This is a genomic window from Noviherbaspirillum humi (genome assembly GCF_900188095.1).
GTDB classification, from domain to species: domain Bacteria; phylum Pseudomonadota; class Gammaproteobacteria; order Burkholderiales; family Burkholderiaceae_D; genus Noviherbaspirillum; species Noviherbaspirillum humi.
In genome coordinates, this window is sequence record NZ_FZOT01000001.1 from 592239 (window position 1) to 617069 (window position 24831).

A 24831-nucleotide genomic window follows, 5' to 3' on the forward strand; every position below is an offset into this window, starting at 1 on the left:
GAATGACCATGAAAAACCAATTCGGAAAAGTCGGTGTGCTGTTCGGCGGTCGTTCCGCCGAGCGCGAGGTATCGCTGATGTCGGGCAAGGGCGTGCTGCAGGCGCTGCGCGCCAAGGGCATCGACGCCCACGGCTTCGATCCGGCCGAGCGCAGCCTGGGCGACCTGGCGGCGGAGAAGTTCGACCGCGTGTTCATCGCGCTGCATGGCCGATACGGCGAGGACGGCACCCTGCAGGGCGTGCTGGAACAGCTCGGCGTGCCCTACACCGGCTCCGGCGTGATGGCGTCGTCGATCGGCATGGACAAGGTCATGACGAAGCGCATCTGGAGCAGCCACGATCTGCCGACGCCGCGCTTCGAAGTGCTGGATGCGGCCGGCACCTCGGCCGACGACCTGCGCCGCGTCGCCGCCGAACTCGGGCTGCCGCTGATGCTGAAGGCGCCGCACGAGGGCTCCACCATCGGCATCAGCAAGGTCACCGCGCCGGCGGAGCTGGGCGACGGCTTCTCGCTGTGCGCCCGCTACGACGACGTGGTGCTGGCGGAGGAATTCATCACCGGGCGCGAGCTGACGGTGCCGGTGCTCGGCGCCGGTCGCCAGGCCCGCGCGCTGCCGATCGTCGAGATCCGCGCGCCGCAGGGCAACTACGACTACGAGCACAAGTACTTCAGCGACGACACCCAGTACCTGTGCCCGGCGCCGCTCGATGCCGAACTGACCCAGCGCATCCAGTCGCTGGCGGTGCGCGCCTTCAATGCGGTCGGTGCCGCCGGCTGGGCCCGCGTCGACTTCATGCTGCGCGCCTCGGACAACGAGCCGTTCCTGCTGGAGATCAACACCTCGCCCGGCATGACCGGCCATTCGCTGGTGCCGATGGCGGCCAAGGCGGCCGGCGTGAGCTATGAAGACCTGTGCGTGGAAATCCTGGCGTCGGCGGATCTCGATCTGAAGCCGACCGCCGACTGGAAACCGGTTTGACGGAAGGGGAAAGCGACCACCATGTGGCATGACGTCCGGATGATGAATGCAACCACCAATGCCTTGCTCGGCCTGCTGGCGCTGTGCCTGCTCGCCTCCGGCGCCTGGTGGCTGGCGCAGCGTCCGATGTTCACGCTGCGCGCAATCCAGATCGATGCGGTGGAGGTGGAAGGCCTGCGCCACGTCAGCGCGTCGACGGTCAGGAACACGGCGCTGCCGCGCATTCGCGGCAACTTCTTCACCGCCAACCTGGACCAGGTGCGGCAGGCGTTCGAGTCGGTGCCCTGGGTGCGCAAGGCGGCGGTGCGGCGGGAATGGCCGAACAAGCTGATCGTCACGCTGGAAGAGCATCAGGCGCTGGGCACCTGGGGCGAGGACGGCAAGCTGCTGTCGGTGAAGGGCGATGTCTTCACCGCCAACTTGGCGGAAGCGGAGGACGATGGCGACCTGCCGGAGTTCGCCGGCCCGGACGGCAGTGAAAAGGATGTGGTGGCGCGCTACCGCGACTTCGCGAACTGGTTCGGCGGCATCAAGCTGGCGCCGGAAGCGGTGCGCCTGTCGGGACGCTATGCCTGGTCGGTGCGGCTGGACAACGGCATGACGGTGGAGCTGGGGCGGGAACAGAGCAAGTCGACGCTGAAGGACAGGGTGGACCGCCTGGTGGCGATCTATCCGCAGCTGGCGGCGCGGCTGGCGGACAGTATTGAAAACGTGGATATGCGGTATCCGAACGGGCTGGCGCTGAAGGCGCGCGGCCTGAAGCTCGGCGCCGAGGGAAAGAAAAAATAAGCGGAAGAACATGACAAAAGACGCAAAGAACCTGATCGTCGGCCTGGATATCGGCACCTCCAAGGTGGTGGCCGTGGTGGCCGAAGTGATGCCGGACGGCCGGCATGAAGTCATCGGCCTCGGCCAGCACGAGTCCAAGGGGCTCAAAAAGGGCGTGGTGGTGAACATCGAAGCCACCGTCGAGTCCATCCAGCGCGCGCTGGAGGAGGCCGAGCTGATGGCCGACTGCAAGATCAAGAACGTCTACACCGGCATCGCCGGCAGCCACATCCGCAGCTTCAATTCCAGCGGCATGGTGGCGATCAAGGACAAGGAAGTCACCGCCACCGACGTCGCCCGGGTGATCGAGACGGCCAAGGCGGTGAACATCCCGACCGACCAGCAGCTGCTGCATACGGTGCCGCAGGAGTTCATCGTCGACAACCAGGAAGACGTGCGCGAGCCGATCGGCATGAGCGGCATCCGCCTGGAAGTGAAGGTGCACATCGTCACCGGCGCTGTGTCGGCGGTGCAGAACATCGTCAAGTGCGTGCGCCGCTGCGGCCTGGAAGTGTCGGACCTGATCCTGCAGCCGATGGCCTCGGCCGACGCGGTGCTGACGCCGGATGAAAAGGAACTCGGCGTGGTGCTGATCGACATCGGCGGCGGCACCACCGACGTGGCCATCTTCACCGAAGGCGCGATCCGGCACACGGCGGTGATCCCGATCGCCGGCGACCAGATCACCAACGACATCGCCATGGCGGTGCGCACGCCGACGGCGGAAGCGGAAGAGATCAAGCTGCGCTTCGGCGTGGCCAAGCAGGTGCTGGCCGATCCGGGCGAGTCGCTGGAAGTGCCGGGCCTGGGCGATCGCGGCTCCCGCACCCTGTCGCGCCAGGCGCTGGCGGCGGTGATCGAGCCGCGCGTGGAAGAGCTGTTCGCCCTGGTGCATCAGGTGGTGCGCGAATCGGGTTACGAGGAAGTGCTGTCGTCCGGCATCGTCCTCACCGGCGGCACCGCGATGATGCCGGGCATGGTGGAACTGGCGGAAGACATCTTCCTCAAGCCGGCGCGCCTCGGCGTGCCGGAGTACAGCGGGCAGCTGGCGGACGTGGTGCGCAGCCCGCGCTACTCCACCGTTCTGGGTTTGTTGTTGGAAGCAAAGAAGCAGTACCTGCGCGGCCATATCGTCACTCGCCAGGATGGATCGGTGAAGGCGGTGTGGCAGCGCATGAAGGAGTGGTTCCTGGGCAATTTCTGAGTCTTCGTTTTACCGTCGTTTTACAGCCGTATCAAAAACTTTAAGCCATCAAGAACTGCAGTTTCTAGTTGTTAGTCGCCACACCGCGTGGTGACTATCGACTAAGAACTGCGCAACTGAAAAATAGGGAGTGAGTCAACATGGAAATCGACATGATCGATAATGCAACCCTCGGCACCGTGATCAAGGTGGTCGGGGTCGGCGGCGCAGGCGGCAACGCGGTGCAGCACATGATCAACAAGGGCGTGTCCGGCGTGGAGTTCATCGCCGCCAACACCGACGCCCAGGCGCTCAAGCAGTCGAACGCCAACAACGTCATCCAGATCGGCGAATCCGGCCTCGGCGCCGGCATGAAGCCGGAAGTCGGCCGCCAGCTGGCCGAAGACTCGCGTGCCCGCATCGAGGATGCGCTGCGCGGCGCGCATATGGTCTTCATCGCCGCCGGCATGGGCGGCGGCACCGGCACCGGCGCCGCGCCCATCGTGGCCGAAGTCGCCAAGTCGCTCGGCGCCCTGACCGTGGCGGTGGTGTCCAAGCCCTTCTCCTACGAAGGCGCGAAATGCATGGAGATCGCCGAGCAGGGCCTGGAAGAGCTGAGCCAGCACGTCGACTCGCTGATCGTCATCCTCAACGAGAAGCTGGAAGAGATCTACGAAGACGACAGCATGATGGAGTGGCTGCAGCATGCCGACGACGTGCTGAACAATGCCGTGGCCGGCATCGCCGAGATCATCAACGTCCCGGGCCACATCAACGTCGACTTCAACGACGTCAAGACCATCATGGGCGAGCAGGGCAAGGCGATGATGGGTACCGCCACCGCTTCCGGCGTGGACCGCGCCCGCATCGCCGCCGAGCAGGCGGTGGCCTCGCCGCTGCTGGACGGCATCGACCTGTCCGGCGCCCGCGGCGTGCTGGTCAACGTCACCGCCAGCCGCAGCCTGAAGGGCAAGGAAATCAAGGAAGTCATGGCCACCGTCCGCGCCTTCGCCGCGCCGGACGCGTCCATCGCCCAGGGCATCGCCTACGATGACGGCATGGGCGACGAGCTGCGCGTGACCGTGGTCGCCACCGGCCTGGGCCGCGGCCGCAAGAACGTGCAGCTGGTCCAGACCCCGATGCTGCGCACCGGCACCCACAACGAGCCGATGATGGCCAATGCCCACGCCCAGCAGGGCATGAACATGGGCGCGGCCTCTTCCTCGATGAGCACGCTCAAGCAGCCGGCCGTCTGGCGCCGTGAATCGGCGTCGGAAACCGTGCGCGCGCTCGAGAAGAACGGGATGGAAACCTACGACATCCCGGCTTTCCTGCGCAAGCAGGCGGACTGACAAGCCGATTTCCGCCTTGCTGGAAGCATCGCGTGATGCTTCCAGCAAGAAAAAAGGGAAACAGGCATACTGCGGCTAAGCCGCGCCCTCGCGGCGCGGCTTTTTCTTTGCGCCCGCGCGCATCATCCACCAGTCAATATTCGAGAGGACCGCATCATGACCATCAAAGTCGGAGACCGCCTGCCGGAAGGACGCCTGTCCGAGTTCATCGACGTCGAAACCGAAGGCTGCTCGCTCGGCCCCAACCATTTCAACGTCGCCGATCTCGTCAAAGGCAAGAAGATCGCCATCTTCGGCCTGCCCGGCGCCTACACCCCGACCTGCTCGGCCAAGCATGTGCCCGGCTACGTCGCCAACGCCGACGCGCTCAAGGCCAAGGGCGTGGACGAGATCTGGTGCATCTCGGTGAACGATCCCTTCGTCATGGGCGCCTGGGGCCGAGATCAGAAGGCCACCGGCATCGTGCGCATGATGGCCGACGGCAATGCCGACTTCACCAAGGCGCTCGGCCTGGATGCCGACTTCAGCAAGAACGGCATGGGCACCCGCTCGAAGCGCTATTCCATGCTGGTGGATGACGGCGTGGTGAAGCAGCTCAATCTGGAAGAGATTGGCAAGTTCGAAGTGTCGAATGCGGAGACCCTGCTCGGCCAACTGGGCTGAAAACGCCAACTGGCATCACAGTGAAACGGCGCTGCGGCGCCGTTTTTCGCATCCGCGCCCGCCATTGCATCGAGCCGCCGATTGAGCCAACTTAAGGGCGCCGCATCCAGAGCCTTGCCCGCCAAGCCGAACTGTCAAAATGGCGGTTCGGCGGACCAGGGCAAAACCAGGACAAGAGCGGGGCGGGCGTCGGGCCGGCGCCGCATGGGGCGGGGCGACAGATGAAGCAGATGGATTTTCCGGATCGATTTCCAGGGGCCAACCCGATGCGCGAGCAAGCAGGAGATCTTCAGTGCGACATGCTGATCGTGGGCGGCGGCGTCAACGGCGCAGGCATCGCCCGCGACGCCGCCGGACGCGGCCTCTCCGTGGTGCTGTGCGAGAAAGACGACCTTGCCGCCCATACCTCGTCCGCCTCCACCAAGCTCATCCACGGCGGCCTGCGCTATCTCGAGACGTATGAATTCGGCCTGGTGCGCAAGGCGCTGGCCGAGCGCGAGGTGCTGCTGCGCAGCGCGCCGCACATCATGTGGCCGCTGCAGTTCGTCATGCCGCACGACGCCGGACAGCGGCCGGCCTGGCTGATACGCGCCGGCCTGTTCCTCTACGATCATCTCGCCCGGCGCGAACTGCTGCCTGCCTCCGGCGCCATCGACCTGCGCCGCCATGAAGCCGGCGCGCCGCTCAAGCCGGCGTTCGAACGCGGCTTCATCTATGCCGACGGTTGGGTGGACGATGCCCGGCTGGTGGCGCTCAATGCCGTGGATGCCTCGGAGAAGGGGGCAGTCATCCTGACCCGCACCCGCTGCGAACGGCTGCAGCGCGAGGGCGGTCTCTGGCGGGCGCAGCTCGCGCGGGCCGACGGCAGCCGCATCGAAGTGGCGGCCCGCAGCGTGGTGAACGCGGCCGGCCCGTGGGCCGCCGACCTGCTGCAGCAAGCCAGGCCGCAGGGAGCGCAAAGCGCGCTGCGGCTGGTGAAGGGCAGCCACATCATCGTGCCCAAGCTGTTCGATCATCCGCATGCCTACCTGTTCCAGCACCCGGATGGCCGCATCGTCTTCGCCATTCCCTACGAACACGCGTTCACGCTGATCGGCACCACCGACATCGAGTACCGCGGCGATCCGAATCAGGTGTGCATCAGCGAGGAAGAGGTCGGCTACCTGTGCGGCCTGGCGCAGCGCTACTTCCGCCAGCCGGTGCGCGCCGAGGACGTCGTCGCCACCTATTCCGGCGTGCGTCCCCTGCTGGACGATGCGTCGGCGAATGCCTCGGCGGTGACGCGCGACTATCGGCTGCAACTGGATCGCGACGGCGCGCCGCTGCTCTCGGTCCTCGGCGGCAAGATCACCACCTTCCGCAAGCTGGCGGAGCAAGCGGTGGACACGCTCGCGCCCCTGCTCGGCTGCGCGCGGCCGGCATGGACGGAAAAGGCTTGCCTGCCGGGCGGCGACATCTTCGGCCCCGTGCCGAACAACCGCGCGGTGCAGGAGTTCGACGGCTACCTGCGCAGCCTGCAGCGCCGCTATGCCTGGCTGCCGCCGGCGCTGGTGGCGCGCTATGCCCGCGCCTACGGACGCCGCATCGAACTGCTGATGGAAGGGCGCGCCGAACCGGCGCAGATGGGCGAGGAAATCCTGCCCGGCTTGTATGCCGCCGAAGTGGATTACCTCATGCGGCGCGAGTTCGCCGGCTGCGCCGATGATATCCTGTGGCGGCGCTCCAAGCTCGGCCTGCATCTGCCGGCCGATGCGGGGTCCAGACTGGATGCCTGGATCGCGGCGCGCGCCGGCGCCACCGTGCTGGCGCCCGCCGCCAACGCCGTGCGCTGAGCGCTTCGCTTCACGGGGGAGACCATGAACAAATACATCCTGGCGCTGGACCAGGGCACCACCAGTTCGCGCGCCATCCTGTTCGGCCATGACGGGCGCGTGCGTGCCATCGCGCAGCAGGAGTTCCCGCAGATATTTCCCCAGCCCGGCTGGGTGGAGCACGACGCCGGCGACATCTGGCGCAGCCAGCTCGCGGTGGCGCAGGAAGTGCTCCGGGAGTCGGGCGCCGACGCCGCCGACATCGCCGCCATCGGCATCGCCAACCAGCGCGAGACCACGCTGCTGTGGGACCGCAGCACCGGCAAACCGGTCGCGAATGCGATTGTCTGGCAGGACCGCCGCACCGCCGGCATCTGCGACGCGCTGCGCGAAGCCGGCCATGCGGAGCGCATCCGCCAGAAGACCGGCCTGGTGATCGACGCCTATTTTTCCGGCACTAAGCTGAAATGGCTGCTCGACAACGTGCCCGGCGTCCGCGCCCGCGCCGAACGCGGCGAACTGGCCTTCGGCACCGTCGATGCCTGGCTGGTGTGGAAGCTGTGCGGCAGGCATGTCACCGATGTCAGCAATGCCTCCCGCACCATGCTGTTCGACATTCATGCGCTGGCCTGGGATGAGGAACTGCTGCAATGCCTGGACATCCCGCCTTCGGTGCTGCCGGCGGTGGTGCCGAGCAGCGGCGAAGTCGGCCGCAGCGACCCGCAATGGTTCGGCGCTTCGATTCCGATCGCCGGCATCGCCGGCGACCAGCAGGCCGCCACCTTCGGCCAGGCCTGCCACCAGCCCGGCATGGCGAAGAACACCTACGGCACCGGTTGCTTCATGCTGATGCATACCGGCGATCGCGCGAAAGCCTCTCACAACAACCTGCTGACCACGGTCGGCTGGAACCGCAGCGGCGTGCCCGGCGCAGAGTATATGCTGGAGGGCAGCGTCTTCATGGCCGGCGCGGCGGTGCAATGGCTGCGCGACGGCCTGGGCATCATCCGCAGCGCCGAAGAGGTGGAGGAACTCGCCGCCAGCGTGCCGGATACGGGCGGCGTGGTGATGGTGCCGGCCTTCGCCGGCCTCGGCGCGCCTTACTGGGATGCCTATGCGCGCGGCACCATCGTCGGACTGACGCGCGGCAGCACCAAGGCCCACATCGCCCGGGCGACGCTGGCGGCCATCGCCTACCAGACCGCCGACGTGCTGGAAGCGATGCAGAAGGATGCGGAAATCGGCTTGACCGAACTCCGCGTGGACGGGGGAGCCGCCCGAAACAATCTGCTGATGCAGTTCCAGGCCGATGTGCTCGGCGTACCGGTGGTCCGTCCCAAGGTCACGGAAACGACGGCGCTCGGCGCGGCTTATCTGGCGGGACTGGCAGTCGGTTTCTGGTCTTCCCGGGAAGAAATCGCCGCCCAGTGGCAGGTCGACCGGCGCTTCGAACCGGCCATGGCGGCGGCGGAGGCGCGGCAGCGCCTGGCGACTTGGCGGCGCGCGGTCGACAGATCGCGGGAATGGGCCGTCCCCGAGTGACGGCCTATCGGTGAGCTTTCCGGATTGGCGTTGTTTGAGTTTTGAATCGGCGATTTTTTGCCGTCGCCTAATCCCAACAGGGAAGAGCAGTCTTACTTCCGGTAACAAATGACCCGCGGGTTGGTTGTTATAATCGGCCAATGCTCAAACAACGTACCGTCAAACAACTTGTCAAGACGACAGGCGTCGGGCTCCATTCCGGCACCCGGGTCGACCTGACCTTGCGTCCCGCCGCGCCCGATACCGGCATCGTCTTCCGGCGCGTCGACCTCAACCCGCCGGTGGAACTGCCGGCCAATGCGGTCGACGTCGGCGACACCCGCATGGCATCAACCCTCGACAAGAGCGGCGCCAAGGTGTCCACCGTGGAGCACCTGATGTCGGCCTGCGCCGGCCTCGGTATCGATAACCTCTACATCGATCTGACGGCCGAAGAAATCCCGATCATGGACGGTTCGGCTTCCACCTTCGTCTTCCTGCTGCAGCAGGCCGGCGTCGAAGAACAGAATGCGCCGAAAAAATTCATTCGTGTCAAGAAGCCGGTCGAAGTTCGGGAAGGCAAGGGCGCCCAGGAAAAATGGGCGCGCCTGGAGCCGTACAACGGTTTTCGCCTGAAGTTTTTCATCGAGTTCAATCATCCGGCGGTGGACAGCACCGGCCAGATCGCCGAGATCGATTTCGCCGAGGATTCCTACGTGCGCGAAATCGCCCGCGCCCGCACCTTCGGCTTCATGCAGGACGTCGAAACCCTGCGCGGCATGGGGCTGGCCCGTGGCGGCTCGCTGGAGAATGCGATCGTGATGGACGAATACCGCATCCTGAATCCGGACGGCCTGCGCTACGAGAACGAATTCGTGCGCCACAAGATCCTGGACGCCATCGGCGATCTTTACCTTGTCGGCATGCCGCTGCTGGCCAGCTATACCGCCCACAAGTCGGGGCATGGCTTGAACAATCAGCTGCTGCGCGCGCTGCTGGCGCAGCCGGATGCTTATGAAATCGTCACTTTCGAGAACGAAGCCAAGGCGCCGCACGGCTATATTCGTGCTGCTGCACCGGAGTGGGCGCTTACCTGACGGCATCCTGATCGATTGCACCTGCGGGCGCCGAGTCAGGCGCCCGTTTTTCTTTGGGCTGCCGCGCTACTTGTTGCCGATGTGACGCATCAGCATGGCTTCCAGCGCCGCCTTGAGCTGCTGGTTCTGCGGCGTATCTTCCAGCGAACCATGCAGGTCCGCCAGTGCCGATACCGCCTGCTCCGGCAGCGCCAGGGTTTTGCGGGGCGGGGCTGGCGGCCGGAAGTTTTTCCCGAACTGAACCTTCAGCCGAATCACCTCGACGCGCCAGCCGCGCCGCGTCAGGTCTTCCTGCAGCTTGGGCAGCATTTGCCGCAGCCGCGCGGAGAGGGAGGCGTTCGGCACAGCCAGCACCAGTTCGCCGCGGTCGAAATGGATGACCGAACAAGCCTCGAACGCCGGCGGCAGCAGGCTGCCGATGTCGCGCTGCATTTCCGCCATGCGCGACGCGGCGGGCAGCAGGGTGGCCAGCTTGTTGTCGGCATTCAGGAATTCGGTGACGCCCTTGTAGGTGGGGGAAGCCTTGTAACGCACGGTGTGGTCGCCTGCAAAATCGGTAGACAGCATTATCGCAGCAGTGGCTGGCCGGCGGCAAAACGCTTGCGCCGAGCCATGCCGGAAAGAACCGCCCGAAATCAGGAATGACCCACGCAAATCTTTCGTCCGGTCAAATCCCGCCCTGGCCTAGGCTGCCATACCACCATGATAGAATCGGCGATTTGGCTGGCGCTGTTTTTCTGGCATGTGCCATGAGAGGCAGACCGACCGGCCCGAGGCGCATCGGCGCCGATAACCAACTCAATTGAGATAGGCTTTAGATCCAAGCATGTCCTTACTGACCCAGATTTTCGGCAGCCGCAACCAGCGACTGATCAAGCAGTACCAGAAAACCGTGCGCGAGATCAACGCGCTCGAACCGGCGATGGAAAAGCTATCCGATGCGGAGCTGCAGGCCAAGACGCCGCAGCTCAAGGAGCGTGTCGCCCAGGGCGCTTCCCTCGACGACATCCTGCCGGAAGCTTTCGCCGTCTGCCGCGAGGCCAGCCGCCGGGTGCTGAAGATGCGCCACTTCGACGTGCAGCTGATCGGCGGCATGGTCATCCATTACGGCAAGATCGCCGAGATGGGCACCGGCGAGGGCAAGACCCTGATGGCGACCCTGGCCGCCTATCTGAACGCACTGTCCGGCAAGGGCGTGCACGTGGTGACGGTCAACGATTACCTCGCCCAGCGCGACGCCGAATGGATGGGGCGCCTGTACGGCTGGCTCGGCCTCACCACCGGCATCAACCTGTCGCAGATGGACCATGCCGCCAAGCAGGCCGCCTATGCCGCCGACATTACCTACGGCACCAACAATGAATACGGCTTCGATTATCTGCGCGACAACATGGTCTATGATGTGCGCGACCGGGTGCAGCGCGGCCTGAATTTCGCCATCGTCGATGAAGTTGATTCCATCCTGATCGACGAAGCCCGCACGCCGCTGATCATTTCCGGCCAGGCGGAAGACCATACCGAGCTGTACGTCAAGATGAATGCCTTGCCGCCGCTGCTGACGCTGCAGATCGGCGAGGAAACGCCGGACGGCAAGGGCAAGATTGAGGTCCCGGGCGACTACACCAAGGACGAGAAGTCGCACCAGGTGCTGCTGACCGAAGCCGGCCACGAGAAGGCGGAGCAGATCCTGACCCGCATGGGCCTGCTGCCGGAAGGGGCTTCGCTGTACGACCCGGCCAACATCACCCTGATCCACCACCTGTACGCCGCGCTGCGCGCCCACACGCTCTATCACCGCGACCAGCACTACGTGGTGCAGAACAATGAAGTCATCATCGTCGACGAATTCACCGGCCGCCTGATGGTCGGCCGCCGCTGGTCGGAAGGCCTGCACCAGGCGGTGGAAGCCAAGGAAGGCGTGAAGATCCAGAACGAGAACCAGACCCTGGCCTCGATCACCTTCCAGAATTATTTCCGCATGTACGCCAAGCTGGCGGGCATGACCGGCACCGCCGACACCGAAGCCTACGAGTTCCAGGAGATCTACGCCCTGGAAACCGTGGTGATTCCGCCGAACCGTCCGAGCCAGCGCAAGGACCGCCAGGACCAGGTCTACAAGACCGCCCAGGAACGCTACAACGCGGTGGTGGCGGATATTCAGGATTGCTACGAGCGCGGCCAGCCGGTGCTGGTCGGCACCACCTCGATCGAGAATTCCGAACTGCTGTCGAAGATCCTGACCCAGGCGAAGCTGCCGCACAACGTGCTCAACGCCAAGCAGCATGCGCGCGAGGCGGAGATCGTGGCCCAGGCCGGTCGGCCGAAGATGGTCACCATCGCCACCAACATGGCGGGCCGCGGCACCGACATCGTCCTCGGCGGCAATGTCGACAAGCAGATCCAGCTGATCGAGGCCGACGAAAGCCTGTCCGACGCCGACAAGCAGCAGCAGGCGCAAAAGCTGCGCGATGAATGGCAGTCGCTGCACGACCATGTGGTGTCGGCCGGCGGCCTGCACATCATCGGCACCGAGCGTCACGAGTCGCGCCGCATCGACAACCAGCTGCGCGGACGCGCCGGCCGCCAGGGCGACCCGGGTTCTTCCCGTTTCTACCTGTCGCTGGACGACCCCCTGCTGCGCATCTTCGCCGGCGACCGCGTGCGCGCCATCATGGACCGCCTGAAGATGCCCGAAGGCGAGCCGATCGAGGCCGGCATCGTGACCCGTTCCATCGAGTCGGCGCAGCGCAAGGTCGAGGCCCGCAACTTCGACATCCGCAAGCAGCTGCTCGAATACGACGACGTCGCCAACGATCAGCGCAAGGTGATCTACCAGCAGCGCAATGAACTGCTGGAAGCGAACGACATCACCGACATGATCGCTTCGCTGCGCGCCGGCGTCTTCACCGACCTGTTCCGCAGCTTCGTGCCGGCGGAATCGATGGAAGAGCAGTGGGACATCAAGGGTCTGGAAGCGGCGCTGGCAGCCGACTGGCAGCTCGAGGTGCCGCTCACCAAGATGCTGGAGGCGGAGCCCGACCTGACTGACGAGGAACTGCTGGAGCGGGTGCTGAAGGCGGCCAACGATACCTACGAAGCCAAGCTGGCGGTGGTGGGGAAGGAAGCTTTCGCCGGCTTCGAGCGCAGCGTCATGCTGCAGAGCATCGACACTCACTGGCGCGAGCATCTCGCCGCGCTCGACCACCTGCGCCAGGGCATCCACCTGCGCGGCTATGCCCAGAAGAACCCGAAGCAGGAGTACAAGCGCGAAGCCTTCGAACTGTTCGGCCAGATGCTGGATCTGATCAAGAACGAAGTGGTGCGCATCATCATGACGGTGCGCATCCAGTCGCGCGAGGAGATCGACGCCGCCGAGGAGCAGCTGTCGCAATCCCATCTCGCCAACGTGCACTACCAGCATGCCGACTTCGACCCCAACGCCGCGCCGGAAGAACTGCTGGCGCCGGTGGCGGAAGCCGGCGAGGGCGCTGCCGGCCAGACCATGGTCAACATGCTGCCCAAGGTCGGCCGCAACGATCCCTGCCCTTGCGGCAGCGGCAAGAAGTACAAGCAGTGCCACGGCAAGCTGGCCTGAAGTCAGCCTTCTGGCAATGTGGAAGGGCAGGGCGACCTGCCCTTTTTCTTTGCCGCGCCTGTTTGCGGCAGACGTGCTTGAATTAACCAATCCGCCAAGCGCGATTACAATAGCGCTCTCGTTTTCCATTTACCTTACCCGCCATGGCCGTCAATCTTCCCCTTCCCGAAGCTGCTGAACTGAAACCCGTTGCCGGCATCGAGCTTGGCCATGCGGAAGCCGGCGTGCGCAAACCCGGCCGCAAGGATCTGCTGGTGATGAAGCTGGCGCCGGAAGCCACCGTCGCCGGCGTGTTCACCGCCAACCGCTTCTGCGCCGCCCCGGTCCAGGTGTGCAAGGCGCATCTGGAAGGCATGCGCCTGTCGGGCGCGCCGATCCGGGCGCTGGTGATCAACACCGGCAATGCCAATGCCGGCACCGGCGAAGCCGGCCTGGCAGCCGCCAACGAGACTTGCACGGCGCTGGCCGGCCTGCTCGGTTGCGAGCCGGCGCAGATCCTGCCGTTTTCCACCGGCGTGATCCTGGAGCCGCTGCCGGTCGACCGCATCAAGGCTGGCCTGCCGCAGGCCATCGCCAATCTCCAGGGCGACAACTGGCTCAACGCCGCGCATGCCATCATGACCACCGATACCCAGCCGAAGGCGGCTTCGGCCAGCGTGGTCATCAATGGCAAGACGGTGACGCTCACCGGCATCAGCAAGGGCGCCGGCATGATCAAGCCGAACATGGCGACCATGCTCGGCTTCCTCGCCTTCGACGCCAAGGTGGCGCAGCCGGTGCTGGACCGTCTGGTCAAGCAGGCGGCGGACAAGTCCTTCAACTGCATCACCATCGACGGCGATACCTCGACCAACGATTCCTTCATCATCATGGCCACCGGCGCCGCCGGCGTCGAGGTCAACGACATCGACAGCCCCGAGTATGCGCAGCTGGCCGAGGCGGTGATCGCGCTGTCGCAGAAGCTGGCGCAGATGATCGTGCGCGACGGCGAAGGCGCCACCAAGTTCATGACGGTGCAGGTGGAGCAGGGACGCAGTGCCGATGAATGCCGCAAGATCGCCTATGCCATCGGCCATTCGCCGCTGGTGAAGACCGCATTCTACGCCTCCGATCCCAACCTCGGCCGCATCCTGGCCGCCATCGGCTACGCCGGCGTGGACGACCTCGACGTCTCGAAACTGGATCTGTACCTGGACGACGTCTGGGTCGCCAAGTCGGGCGGCCGCAACCCGGATTACCAGGAAGCCGATGGCCAGCGGGTGATGAAGCAGAGCGAGATCACCATCCGCGTCAAGCTGGCGCGCGGCGATGCCTCCGCCACCATCTGGACCTGCGACCTGTCCCATGACTACGTCAGCATCAACGCCGACTATCGTTCCTGATCCGCTTTCCATCACGGTCCCCGGCGCGAAGCCGGGACCGATCGACGACTCCATCATGACCCAACTCGACCAATTCCTGGCGCGCGCCGAAGCGCTGCTGGCCCGCATCGAAACCATCCTGCCGCAATCCGTCGCCGAGCCCGACTGGACCGCCTCGGTCGCCTTCCGCTGGCGCCGGCCGAACGGTTCCGCGCGCGGCTACCTGCAGCCGGTGGCGCATGTGGCTCGCATCGCTCTGCAGGACCTGCACAACATCGACGCCCAGAAGCAGCAGATCGAACAGAACACCCGCCAGTTCGTGCACGGCAAGCCGGCCAACAATGTGCTGCTCACCGGTGCGCGCGGCACCGGCAAGTCTTCGCTGATCAAGGCTTGCCTGAACCAGTTCGCCGATCAAGGTTTGCGCCTGATCGAGGTCGACAAGGACGACCTGGCCGACCTGCCCGACATCGTCGATCTCGTCGCCAATCGTCCGGAACGCTTCGTCATCTTTTGCGACGACCTGTCGTTCGAGGAAGGCGAGGGCGGCTACAAGGCGCTGAAGGTGGCGCTGGACGGCAGCATCACCGCGCAGTCGGACAACGTGCTGATCTACGCAACGTCGAACCGGCGTCATCTGATGCCAGAAAAGATGTCGGACAACGCCGGTTACACCCACACCGAGGACGGCGACCTGCATCCGGGCGAGACGGTGGAGGAAAAGATTTCCCTGTCGGAGCGCTTCGGCCTGTGGGTGTCGTTCTACCCCTTCCGCCAGGACGACTATCTCGACATCGTCGCCCACTGGCTGCGCCACTTCGGCTGCGCCGAGGATGATATCGAGGCCTCCAAGCCGGAAGCCCTGCGCTGGGCGCTGCAGCGCGGTTCCCGTTCCGGACGGGTGGCCTGGCAATTCGCCAAGGACCATGCCGGCAAGATCGCCGAAGCCGGGCGCTGAGCGGAAGCGTGATGGCTGCCGAAAAGACAAAGCCGGTCGACGTCGCCGTCGGCATTCTGATGCAGCCGAACGGCGATGTGCTGCTCGGTCAGCGCCCGCCGGGCAAGCCCTATCCCGGCTATTGGGAATTTCCTGGCGGGAAGGTGGAGGTGGAGGAGTCCATCCTCGAGGCGCTGAAGCGGGAATTCATGGAGGAACTGGGCATCGAGGTGTTGTCGGCCCAGCCATGGTGCTGCGTCGAGCATGTGTATCCGCATGCCCATGTGCGGCTGCATTTCTACATCAGCCGCGAGTGGCGCGGCGAGCCGCAAAGCCTGGAAGGTCAGGCGTTCGCCTGGCAGGGCAGCCTCGGCGTCGAGCCGCTGCTGCCGGCGACGATTCCGCTGATCGAATGGCTGGATCGCCTGCGTTATCCCTCCGCCTGATCAGTCCTGCCGTTCAACGCGGCGGCAGGCCGTCGTCTTCGAAATCCTTGGGTGGATTCACCGCCGGGATGGTGTACTTCTCCTCGGCCCAGGCGCCGAGATCGATCTGCTTGCATCGCTCCGAACAAAAGGGCCGGTACTTGCTCTTCTCCGACCACTCGACCTTGTTGCCGCAGGTCGGACAATCCACCATGGTTGGCATGTAACACCTCCGAAATCGCGCGCTGAAAACGCTGCTGTTTGAGGGGCGTTATTTTATCCGGTTCAGAAATTGCAGAGCGTGAGTTCGAACGGCACGTCGCTCTCAACGGGCTTGGCCTTGAGATCGGTGCCCTGGGAGGTGAAGCGCACCCAGAGCATGTACTTGTTGGCCGAAATCTCCGGCGTGGCGCCGAGGCTTTCGTCGATGGCCAGACGCAGCATCTGGTAGCTTTTTCCCTGCAGCATCTGCTGGTAGCTGCCTGCCTGCGCCACGATGCCGACCGAGCGGCCGGACTCGCGCAGCAGGCGCAGCACGAGGCCGATCGCATCGAACAGCGGCGCCATCGGCGAGAACCAACCGGTGATGTCTTCGAAGCGCTGGCGCGGCGGACGCTGCTGCCAGGCATAGTAGGAGGGCAAGTCGAATTCGCAGGCGCCGCCGGGAATGATAGTGCGGCCGCGTATGCTCATCAGCCATTCATTGTCGCGGATGTTCTGGCCGGTCTTGCCCTGCGCCGCGACCAGCGCCGCTGTGGCGCGGTCGAGGTCGGACAGCACGGCGTCGAGCCGTTCGGTTTGGACGTTGGGATTGGAGCGGAAGCCGAGCAGGGTCTGGCGCTGGCGCTCCAGTTCCTGCAGCAGATCGGACTTGAGATCGGCGCGGCCGGCCACCTCAAGCATCTCGAAGATGGTGGAGAGGGCAATGTGATGCTGATACGGATGTTCCTGCTGAAGGAAGAAGACGAACTTTTCGTACAGGTCTTCCAGCCGCAGCAGCGTGCGAATACGCTCGTTGAAAGGGTATTCGTAGACGATCAAAATGGCTTCTCTCTGTAATTTGCCCGGCGATAATTATGTGATTCTGAACGAAGCAATGAAAAATTACAAATAAGTGCTAGGCCGATTTCCCAGATAAAGAAACATACTGCGCATGCAGCCTGTCGACCTCGTTTTCGAGCCTGCCCGGGTCGCCATCATTGACGATGACATCATCGGCCGCCGCCAGCCGCTGCGCGCGCGACGCCTGGGCCGCCATGATGGCGCGCACCTCCGCCTCGCTCAAGCCGCTGCGCTGCATCACGCGTTCGACCTGCAGACTTTCCGGACAATCCACCACCAGCACCCGCGATACCCGCTGCCGCCACGAACCGGATTCGACCAGCAGCGGCACGACGAAGATGGCATAAACGCCCCGTGCTTCCCTTGCCTGGCGCTCGGTCTCCGAGCGGATCAGCGGATGCAGGATGGCTTCCAGGCGGGACTTCTCAGCTGGGTTGGCAAAGACATGGCTGCGCATGCGTGCCCGATCCAGCGCGCCAGTCGCGGTGAGGAACTGCGGACCAAAGGCATCGCGGATGGCGGGGATCGCCAGGCCATCCGGCTGCGTCAGCCGATGGGCGATCAGGTCGGTATCGATGAGTGCTGCACCGCGCGCTGCGAACAGATTGGCCACGGTGGTCTTGCCGCTGCCGATGCCGCCGGTGAGGCCGATGGAAAACCGGGATGCGAGAACGGACGTTTCGGATGGGGAAGTCAAAGCGGAAGGCCGAGATAGGCTTGAGCGATGGATTTCCCGAAGAATAACGCAATCATGCCGGCGGCGGCCAGATAGGGACCGAAGGGAATCGGGTTTTCGCGGCCATGCTTGGCGAACAGGATCAGCGCGATGCCGACCAGGGCGCCAACGAGGGATGAAAGCAGAATGATCGCCGGCAGCATCTTCCAGCCCAGCCAGGCGCCGAGCGCGGCGAGGAGCTTGAAGTCGCCATAGCCCATGCCTTCCTTGCCGGTGACGAGCTTGAACAGCCAGTAGATGCTCCACAAGACGAGATAACCGGCGGCAGCGCCGATCACTGCCTCGGACAATGGCACGAAGAAGCCGTTGAGGTTGACCAGCAGGCCTGCCCACAGCAGGGGCAGGGTGAGGTCGTCCGGCAACAGCTGGGTGTCGGCATCGATGAAGGTCAGGGCGATCAGCAGGTAGGTGAACAGCAGCGCCGCCAGTCCGGTGTAGCCGGTGCCGAAATGCCAGGCGACGGCAGCCGACAGCACGCCGGTCAGCGCTTCCACCATCGGGTAGCGCAGCGAGATCGGCGCCTTGCACTCGGCGCATTTGCCGCGCAGGATGGCGTAGCTCAGCACCGGGATGTTTTCCAGCGCGCCGATCTTGTGGCCGCAGTGCGGGCAGGACGAGCGCGGCGTCATCAGGTTGTAGCGGTCGGCGTGCGGCAGGGGCTGTCCGCTTTCCTGGGCAACGTAGTTCTCCGACTCGCGCTGCATCATGCGTGGCAAGCGATGGATGACGACATTCAGGAAGCTGCCGATCAGCAGGCCGAAGACGCCGATGAAGATGGCGGCTGGCACGCTCGCCGGCGCCTGGAACAGGAAAATATCGAACATCAGACCACCGATCCCAGCTTGAAGATGGGAAGATACATCGCCACCACCAGCCCGCCGATGAGCACGCCCAGCACCACCATGATGATCGGCTCCATCAGGCTGGAGAGCGACTTCACCGCCTCGTCCACTTCCTCTTCATAGAAGTCGGCCACCTTGCCGAGCATCTGGTCGAGCGCGCCGGATTCCTCGCCGATCGCCACCATCTGCGTCACCATATTGGGGAAGACATTGGCGTTCTGCATGGCCGTCGTCAGGCTGGTGCCGGTGCTGACCTCGGTCTGGATCTTTCGCGTGGCCTCCGAGTACACCGCGTTGCCGGAGGCGCCGCCGACCGAGTCGAGCGATTCCACCAGCGGCACGCCGGCGGCGAACATGGTGGAAAGGGTGCGGGTCCAGCGGGCGATGGTTGCCTTGCGGATCACGGCGCCGAAGATGGGCGCCTGCAGCAGCGCGCGGTCCATGAAGTGCTGCACCGGCACCGAGCGCTTCCAGGCCTGGAAGAACAGATAGAGCGCGCCGCCGACGGCACCGAAAATCAGGTACCAGTAGCGAACGAAGAAGTCCGAGACTGCCATCACGAACAGCGTCGGCGCCGGCAGGTCGGCGCCGAAGCTCTTGAACACTTCCTTGAATGCCGGGACCACCCAGATCATAATCACCGAGGTGACGATGAAGGCCACCACCATGATGGAAATCGGATAGAACAGCGCCGACTTGATCTTGCCCTTGATGGCGAGCGTCTTTTCCTTATAGGTGGCCAGCCGTCCGAGCAGATCTTCCAGGATGCCGGCCTGCTCGCCGGCGGAGACCAGGTTGCAGAACAGGCTGTCGAAGTACAGCGGGAACTTGCGGAAAGCCTGATTCAGGCTGCTGCCGGTTTCGACGTCGGCCCGGATGTCCTGGATCAGCTTGGATACCGAAGGATTGGCGCTGCCCTTGGACAGAATGTCGAAGGCCTGCAGCAGCGGCACGCCGGACTTCATCATGGTCGCCAGCTGGCGCGAGAACAGGGTGATGTCTTTCTCGGTAATCTTCTTGCCGCTGCGGAAGGTCTTCTTTTTGATCTTCGTGACAAGGATGCCTTGCCGGCGCAGCGTGGCATTCACCACCGCTTCACCCTGGGCGCGCAATTCGCCGCTGACGCGCTTGCCGGCCTTGTCCTTGCCTTCCCAGGCGAAGACGCTTTCCTTTACGCCGCCAGCGCCGGCGATCTTCCGACTTGCCGTAGCCATTGTTGCCCTCTTTTCTATTCGTTGGTGCAGCCCAGAATTTCCTCCAGGCTGGTCAATCCCTGCTTCACCTTCACCAGTCCGGCTTCGCGCAGCGTCTTCACGCCGTCGCGCCGGGCCTGTTCCTCGATCTCCAGCGCCGTGCCATGGGCGAGGATGATGCGTTCGATGTTTTCGCTGATCGGCATGATCTGGTAGATGCCGACCCGGCCCTTATAGCCAGTGCCGTTGCAGCGTTCGCAGCCGACCGCCTTGTAAGGCGTCCAGCCGTCATCGATGTCGGCTTCCCGGAAGCCGGCTTCCAGCAGGGTTTCCTGCGGAATGATGGTGGGCTGCTTGCAGCTGCATAGCCGGCGCGCGAGGCGCTGGGCGGTGATCATGATCACCGAGGAGGCGATGTTGAATGGCGCCACGCCCATGTTCATCAAGCGCGTCAGCGTCGATGGCGCGTCGTTGGTATGCAGGGTGGAAAACACCATGTGGCCGGTCTGCGCCGCCTTGATCGCGATGTCGGCGGTTTCGAGATCGCGGATCTCGCCCACCATGATAATGTCCGGATCCTGGCGCAGGAAGGCCTTCAGCGCGACGGCGAAGCTCAGGCCGGCCTTGTCGTTGACGTTCACCTGGTTCACGCCGGGCAGATTGATCTCGGCCGGATCTTCCGCCGTGGAGATGTTGATGCCGGGCTTGTTCAGGATGTTGAGGCAGGTGTACAGGGACACCGTCTTGCCGGATCCGGTGGGGCCGGTCACCAGCACCATGCCATAGGGACGCTGGATTGCGTCGAGCAGCAATGCCTTCTGGTCGGCATCGTAGCCAAGTGCGTCGATGCCCATCTGCGCCTGGCTCGGGTCCAGGATACGCATGACGATCTTTTCGCCGAACAGGGTAGGCAGCGTGCTGACGCGGAAGTCGATGGCCCGGCTCTTCGACAAGGCAAGCTTCATGCGCCCGTCCTGCGGCACGCGCTTTTCGGAAATGTCGAGCTTGGAGATGACCTTGATGCGCGAGGCGAGCTTCTCCTTGATGGCCAGCGGCGGCTGGGCGACTTCGCGCAGCACGCCATCGACCCGGAAGCGAATGCGGTAGAACTTCTCGAAGGGTTCGAAATGCAGGTCGGAGGCGCCCATGTTGATGGCGTCCATCAGGATCTTCTGCAGGAAGCGCACCACCGGCGCATCGTCGACGTCGGCATTGGCTGCATCGACGGGCGCGGCGGCCTCGTCGTCGATCTCGACCTCGAACTCCTCGCCGACCAATTCGTTCAAACTTTGCTCGGCGGTTTGCGTCAGCTTTTCAATCAGGCTGACGAGCACGTTGTGCTCGACGATGACCGGCTCCACCGTCATCTCGGTCTGAAACTTGATCTGGTCCAGCGTCTGCGTGTTGGTGGGATCGGAAATCGCCACCGCCACCTTATTCCCCCGCTTCGACAGCGCGACCACGCGCTGCTTCTGCATCAGCTTCGGGTCGATGATTTCCTTCGGCAGATAGGCCGGGTCCAGTACGCTCAGGTCGAGGAGCGGATAGCCGAAGGTCTCGGCGCAAAAGCTGGCCAGAGAACGGGCATCCAGGCTTTGGGACGCGAGCAGGGCATCGATGAACGTTGTCTTGTCAGCGACTGCCTTCTTGTTGATGGTTTCCGCCTGGCTCGCAGATAAGCGGTTTGCCTGAACGAGTGCTCGGGCCAAACCCGAGACCGGGCTGCTGGTGGCGGAAGGTGATAGCATTGCTGCAATGAAATGATGTGAACTGTCTTTACGGCATGAGGTGCATCAGATCATGCCTACAGGCATCTGATTTGTAAAGATTTTGCAGCTTCCTCTAGGGAAACTATTCAAGCATGCCAACGAATTGTCTGATTTGCGCAGCGCAGACGGGGCAGGGTTGCACGATGGACATTGCACCCAAGAAATTGCATGCCGCTGATCAAAGAGCCCGTAGTGACACGCCTCGGCAACTCATGCAGAGCAATGCAAAGAGTCAGCATGCATGCGAGTCAAGCGACTTCATTTGATGATTGGAAATTTCTTCAAGACCGTGGCTCACGTCGTCGACACGAGCCAGGAAGTGATTGGTCGGGGTGAGAGGATTCGAACCTCCGGCCTCTACGTCCCGAACGTAGCGCTCTACCAGGCTAAGCTACACCCCGATTTCGGTAACTGAAACCCCTTGTTGCTGCTAGTGGTTTCGGTCGACTGCGAAAGCGCACAATTGTATCAGGGAATCCTTGAATTTGCTACCGCTGATTTGGTCAATCGATGCGGCTGCAAGCTGGGCCGCGCGCTCCGCCTGCTGCTTGGTGTAGTCCAGCGCGCCGGAGGAAGTGATGGCGGCAAGGATTTCGGGGAAGCGTTCCTGATCGCCATGCTGGATGCAGTAACGTACCAAGTCGCGCTGAGCCTGTTCGCCGTGCTGCATCAGATAGATCAGGGGCAGAGTGGGTTTGCCTTCACGCAGATCGTCGCCGACGTTCTTGCCGATATCGCCGGCATTGCCCGAGTAGTCGAGCACGTCGTCGATCAGCTGGAAGGCGGTCCCGAGCGAGCGCCCATATTCGGCGGCGGCTTCAATGCCGGCATCGTCGGCGCCGCCGATCAGCGCGCCGAGCTGCGCGGCGGCTTCGAACAGCTTGGCGGTCTTGGAGCGAATCACCTGCAGATAGCGTTCTTCGGTCACGTCCGGGTCGTGCATATTGAGCAGCTGCAGCACTTCGCCTTCGGCAATCACGTTGGTGGCATCGGCGAGGATTTGCATCACCCGCATATTGCCCACCGCCACCATCATCTGGAAGGCGCGCGAGTAGACGAAGTCGCCGACCAGCACCGAAGCGGCGTTGCCGAACATGGCATTGGCCGTCTGGCGCCCGCGGCGCAGCGAGGATTCGTCCACGACGTCGTCGTGCAGCAAAGTGGCGGTATGAATGAATTCCACCACGGCCGCCAAGTCATGATGATGCGTGCCCTTGTATTGGTAGGCATTCGCCATCAGCAGCACGAGAACGGGGCGGATGCGCTTGCCGCCGGCGCTGATGATGTACTCGGAAATCTGGCTCACCAGGGGGACATCGGAGTGGAGCTGCCGGCGGATGACCTGATTCACCGCTTCCATGTCTGCCGCAATGGGCTGGATGATCGGGTTTGAGTTGGCGGACTGTGCTGCGGACAAAATGGATCCTGCGAGATTCGTCGAAAAGTGGGGGGATTATACGATGACATGCCGGATGCCAAGCATGGCAGGCAATCTATCCAGCATGACAAGCATCTACACCATTCGGAAACTGCTCTATCGCGGATTTTGACCTGCCATCTAAGTGCATGTATAATTTGAGGTTTTCCCGAATTGGCGCCAACAAGGGCTGGTCAGGGAGAAAAGTTTCTTTAATCATATTGACGAGGTTTCACATGTACGCGGTCATAAAAACCGGCGGCAAGCAATACAAGGTTGCTGCTGGCGAAAAACTCAAAGTAGAACAGATACCGGCTGACATTGGTTCCGAAATCACTCTCGATCAAGTTCTCGCAGTGGGCGCTGGCGACAGCATCCGCTTCGGTGCGCCGCTGGTCGAAGGTGCCAAGGTCCAGGCTACGGTAGTGGCGCACGGTCGCCACGACAAGGTGAAAATTTTCAAGATGCGCCGCCGCAAGCACTACCAGAAGCGCCAGGGCCATCGCCAAAATTACACCGAACTGCAAATTGTCTCGATCAACGCCTAAGCGCTGATCGAAATTAACCGGATACCAAGGAGTCTTACATGGCACACAAAAAAGGCGGCGGCACTACGCGCAACGGCCGCGATTCCGAGTCGAAACGACTGGGCGTCAAGGTCTATGGCGGTCAGGCCATCAATGCCGGCGGCATCATCATTCGTCAGCGCGGCACCCGCGTTCACCCGGGCGAGAATGTCGGCATCGGCAAGGATCACACCCTGTTCGCGCTGGTCGATGGCAAGGTTCAGTTCAAGACCACCGGCCCGATGAAGCGTCACACCGCGGTTGTCGTCCCGGCCTAAGCCAGCACGATCGCATCAAGGCGCAAGCCTTCCCTCAAAAGGCTCTGCCGACGGTAGGGCCTTTTTAATTTTTGGCGGTAGAAAATGAAGTTCATCGACGAAGCAAAAATTGAAGTGATTGCTGGAGACGGCGGCAACGGCGTCGCGTCGTTCTGCCGCGAAAAATTCCGGCCGTTCGGCGGCCCTGACGGCGGCGACGGCGGCAAGGGCGGCAGCATCTGGGCCGAGGCCGACCGCAACATCAACACCCTGGTGGATTTCCGCTACTCCAAGCTGCACAAGGCGAAGGATGGCGAGAACGGCCGCGGCTCCGACTGCTACGGCAAGGGCGCGGACGACATCACACTGCGCATGCCGGTCGGCACGCTGATCACCGACATCAATAGCGGCGAAGTCATCGCCGACCTGACGGAGCATGGCCAGACCGTGCTGCTGGCCAAGGGAGGCGAGGGCGGCTGGGGCAATATCCATTTCAAGACCTCGACCAACCGCGCGCCGCGCCAGAAGACCGATGGGAAGCCGGGCGAGCGGCGCGAGCTGCGTCTCGAGCTGAAGCTGCTGGCCGATGTGGGCTTGCTCGGCATGCCGAATGCCGGCAAGTCGACCTTCATCACGGCGGTTTCCAACGCCAAGCCGAAGATCGCCGACTACCCGTTCACCACCCTGCATCCGAATCTCGGCGTGGTCCGCGTCAGCCACGAGAAGAGCTTCGTCATCGCCGACATTCCCGGCCTGATCGAGGGCGCGGCCGAAGGTGCAGGTCTCGGCCACCAGTTTCTCCGCCATCTGCAGCGTACCCGCCTGCTGCTGCATATCGTCGATCTGGCGCCGTTCGACGAGGCCGTCGATCCGGTCAAGGAAGCGAAAGCCATCGTCAAGGAACTGAAGAAGTACGATGAATCGCTATTCGACAAGCCGCGCTGGCTGGTGCTGAACAAGCTCGACGTGGTGCCGGAAGACGAGCGCAAGAAGCGGGTCAAGGATTTCATCAAGCGCTTTGGCTGGAAGGGCCCGGTGTTCGAGATTTCGGCGCTGACGCGCGAAGGCTGCGAAGAGCTGATCATCGCCATCTACGAGCATCTCGCCGAGCAGCGCCAGCAGGAGCAGCGTGCCGAGGAAACCCAGATGGCCGAGGAGGCGCGCGGCATCGTTTCGATCGACCCCGACGATCCCCGCTTCAAGATGATCGATTAAGAAGCATCAGGCAGCATTCCC

23 protein-coding genes and 1 tRNA gene are annotated in these 24831 nt (G+C 63.5%); 15 read left to right on the forward strand and 9 right to left on the reverse strand.

The genetic code is table 11. The features are described 5' to 3' along the window. Positions 1-8 precede the first annotated feature (8 nt). From CHB88_RS02855 to lpxC, 8 genes are all read left to right on the forward strand, one after another. Positions 9-980 carry a D-alanine--D-alanine ligase gene (locus tag CHB88_RS02855; protein WP_425436047.1) on the forward strand — a complete coding sequence of 324 codons (972 nt, stop codon included), beginning with the start codon at positions 9-11 and terminating at the stop codon, positions 978-980. 21 nt (positions 981-1001) lie between these two features. Then, positions 1002-1769, forward strand: coding sequence for a cell division protein FtsQ/DivIB (locus tag CHB88_RS02860; RefSeq protein ID WP_089397750.1), 768 nt, complete (start codon positions 1002-1004; stop codon positions 1767-1769). Positions 1770-1779: 10 nt separating this feature from the next. Further along, positions 1780-3012: a cell division protein FtsA gene (ftsA, locus tag CHB88_RS02865; protein ID WP_089397751.1), complete on the forward strand. Its 1233-nt coding sequence runs from the start codon at positions 1780-1782 to the stop codon at positions 3010-3012. A gap of 140 nt (positions 3013-3152) precedes the next feature. Beyond that, the gene (ftsZ, locus tag CHB88_RS02870; RefSeq protein WP_089397752.1) at positions 3153-4343 is read left to right on the forward strand and encodes a cell division protein FtsZ; all 1191 of its coding nucleotides are present in this window, start codon (positions 3153-3155) and stop codon (positions 4341-4343) included. A 156-nt stretch (positions 4344-4499) separates the two neighbouring features. Next, complete coding sequence (locus CHB88_RS02875) at positions 4500-5006, forward strand: peroxiredoxin (protein WP_089397753.1); 507 nt, start codon at positions 4500-4502, stop codon at positions 5004-5006. Between the two features lie 299 nt (positions 5007-5305). Continuing rightward, entirely contained in the window at positions 5306-6838 is a 1533-nt protein-coding gene (gene glpD / locus CHB88_RS02880) for a glycerol-3-phosphate dehydrogenase (RefSeq protein ID WP_245844681.1), read from the forward strand. Between the two features lie 24 nt (positions 6839-6862). Further along, complete coding sequence (glpK, locus tag CHB88_RS02885) at positions 6863-8359, forward strand: glycerol kinase GlpK (protein ID WP_089397754.1); 1497 nt, start codon at positions 6863-6865, stop codon at positions 8357-8359. A 140-nt stretch (positions 8360-8499) separates the two neighbouring features. Continuing rightward, positions 8500-9435 (forward strand): UDP-3-O-acyl-N-acetylglucosamine deacetylase, encoded by a 936-nt coding sequence (lpxC, locus tag CHB88_RS02890; protein ID WP_089397755.1) that lies wholly within the window; start codon positions 8500-8502, stop codon positions 9433-9435. Between the two features lie 66 nt (positions 9436-9501). Here the strand turns inward: lpxC and CHB88_RS02895 are convergent, their stop codons facing one another. Next, a complete protein-coding gene (locus CHB88_RS02895) occupies positions 9502-9969 on the reverse strand; it encodes a DciA family protein (protein ID WP_245844684.1) in 468 nt (155 codons plus the stop codon). A gap of 292 nt (positions 9970-10261) precedes the next feature. On the opposite strand from CHB88_RS02895, the gene secA reads away from it, so the two are divergent. The 4 genes from secA (at position 10262) to CHB88_RS02915 (ending at position 15774) form a co-directional block, all read left to right on the forward strand. Further along, positions 10262-13030 (forward strand): preprotein translocase subunit SecA, encoded by a 2769-nt coding sequence (secA, locus tag CHB88_RS02900; RefSeq protein ID WP_089397757.1) that lies wholly within the window; start codon positions 10262-10264, stop codon positions 13028-13030. 143 nt (positions 13031-13173) lie between these two features. Beyond that, positions 13174-14412: a bifunctional glutamate N-acetyltransferase/amino-acid acetyltransferase ArgJ gene (gene argJ, locus CHB88_RS02905; RefSeq protein WP_089397758.1), complete on the forward strand. Its 1239-nt coding sequence runs from the start codon at positions 13174-13176 to the stop codon at positions 14410-14412. Positions 14413-14467: 55 nt separating this feature from the next. Then, the gene (locus tag CHB88_RS02910) at positions 14468-15349 is read left to right on the forward strand and encodes an ATP-binding protein (protein ID WP_089397759.1); all 882 of its coding nucleotides are present in this window, start codon (positions 14468-14470) and stop codon (positions 15347-15349) included. Positions 15350-15360: 11 nt separating this feature from the next. Then, positions 15361-15774 (forward strand): NUDIX domain-containing protein, encoded by a 414-nt coding sequence (locus CHB88_RS02915; protein WP_089397760.1) that lies wholly within the window; start codon positions 15361-15363, stop codon positions 15772-15774. A 13-nt stretch (positions 15775-15787) separates the two neighbouring features. Here CHB88_RS02915 and yacG read toward each other — a convergent pair whose 3' ends face one another. From yacG to ispB, 8 genes are all read right to left on the reverse strand, one after another. After that, a complete protein-coding gene (gene yacG, locus CHB88_RS02920; RefSeq protein WP_089397761.1) occupies positions 15788-15976 on the reverse strand; it encodes a DNA gyrase inhibitor YacG in 189 nt (62 codons plus the stop codon). A gap of 62 nt (positions 15977-16038) precedes the next feature. Beyond that, on the reverse strand, positions 16039-16794 hold the full coding sequence (zapD, locus tag CHB88_RS02925) for a cell division protein ZapD (protein WP_089397762.1): 756 nt from the start codon (positions 16792-16794) through the stop codon (positions 16039-16041). A gap of 76 nt (positions 16795-16870) precedes the next feature. After that, positions 16871-17512: a dephospho-CoA kinase gene (gene coaE / locus CHB88_RS02930; RefSeq protein ID WP_089397763.1), complete on the reverse strand. Its 642-nt coding sequence runs from the start codon at positions 17510-17512 to the stop codon at positions 16871-16873. Next, positions 17509-18375, reverse strand: coding sequence for a prepilin peptidase (locus CHB88_RS02935; protein WP_089397764.1), 867 nt, complete (start codon positions 18373-18375; stop codon positions 17509-17511). Before CHB88_RS02935 ends, coaE begins: the two co-directional genes overlap by 4 nt. Next, the gene (locus CHB88_RS02940; RefSeq protein WP_089397765.1) at positions 18375-19607 is read right to left on the reverse strand and encodes a type II secretion system F family protein; all 1233 of its coding nucleotides are present in this window, start codon (positions 19605-19607) and stop codon (positions 18375-18377) included. The genes CHB88_RS02935 and CHB88_RS02940 overlap by 1 nt, the downstream gene beginning before the upstream one ends. 14 nt (positions 19608-19621) lie before the next feature. Further along, positions 19622-21334 (reverse strand): type IV-A pilus assembly ATPase PilB, encoded by a 1713-nt coding sequence (gene pilB, locus CHB88_RS02945; RefSeq protein ID WP_176442292.1) that lies wholly within the window; start codon positions 21332-21334, stop codon positions 19622-19624. A 345-nt stretch (positions 21335-21679) separates the two neighbouring features. Continuing rightward, positions 21680-21756, reverse strand: a tRNA-Pro gene (locus CHB88_RS02950). A 29-nt stretch (positions 21757-21785) separates the two neighbouring features. Beyond that, entirely contained in the window at positions 21786-22772 is a 987-nt protein-coding gene (gene ispB, locus CHB88_RS02955) for an octaprenyl diphosphate synthase (RefSeq protein ID WP_089397767.1), read from the reverse strand. 236 nt (positions 22773-23008) lie between these two features. On the opposite strand from ispB, the gene rplU reads away from it, so the two are divergent. The 3 genes from rplU to obgE all read left to right on the forward strand — a co-directional run bounded on the left by rplU (position 23009) and on the right by obgE (position 24810). After that, on the forward strand, positions 23009-23320 hold the full coding sequence (gene rplU / locus CHB88_RS02960; protein ID WP_089397768.1) for a 50S ribosomal protein L21: 312 nt from the start codon (positions 23009-23011) through the stop codon (positions 23318-23320). 38 nt (positions 23321-23358) lie between these two features. Continuing rightward, complete coding sequence (gene rpmA, locus CHB88_RS02965) at positions 23359-23616, forward strand: 50S ribosomal protein L27 (protein ID WP_089397769.1); 258 nt, start codon at positions 23359-23361, stop codon at positions 23614-23616. An 84-nt stretch (positions 23617-23700) separates the two neighbouring features. Continuing rightward, positions 23701-24810: a GTPase ObgE gene (gene obgE, locus CHB88_RS02970; protein WP_089397770.1), complete on the forward strand. Its 1110-nt coding sequence runs from the start codon at positions 23701-23703 to the stop codon at positions 24808-24810. Positions 24811-24831 lie beyond the last annotated feature (21 nt).